This is a genomic window from Cohnella baijiui (assembly GCF_020731285.1).
Taxonomy (GTDB): Bacteria; Bacillota; Bacilli; order Paenibacillales; family Paenibacillaceae; genus Cohnella.
Genome location: NZ_JAJFOW010000165.1, coordinates 1 through 340, shown reverse-complemented (window position 1 = coordinate 340; position 340 = coordinate 1). Strand labels below are relative to the sequence as shown.

The 340-nt window shown below is 42.1% G+C and carries 1 protein-coding gene; it reads left to right on the top strand.

Features of this window, described 5'->3' with window-relative positions; translation table 11 throughout:
* On the top strand, window positions 1-340 hold a 340-nt coding region (locus tag LKX83_RS32145; protein WP_227887328.1), incomplete at both ends, for an MFS transporter.

Below are 340 nucleotides of genomic sequence, written 5' to 3'. Positions count from 1 at the left end.
GGTGGCAGCATTTGCCTTTGCACAATTATTGATGTCTCCTTTAGCAGGAAGATGGGTCGATCAGTTCGGCAGGAAAAAAATGATTGTCCTTGGTCTATTTGTTTTTGGTATTTCTGAACTTCTATTCGGTATTGGAACCCACGTATCTGTCTTGTATTTGTCAAGAATTTTAGGTGGGATTAGTGCAGCTTTTATTATGCCTGGCGTAACAGCCTGTGTTGCGGATATTACTTCATTAGAAGAACGTCCCAAAGCGTTGGGATACATTTCAGCTGCTGTGAGCACGGGTTTTATTATTGGACCGGGAATTGGAGGATTTATTGCTGAATATGGAATCCGG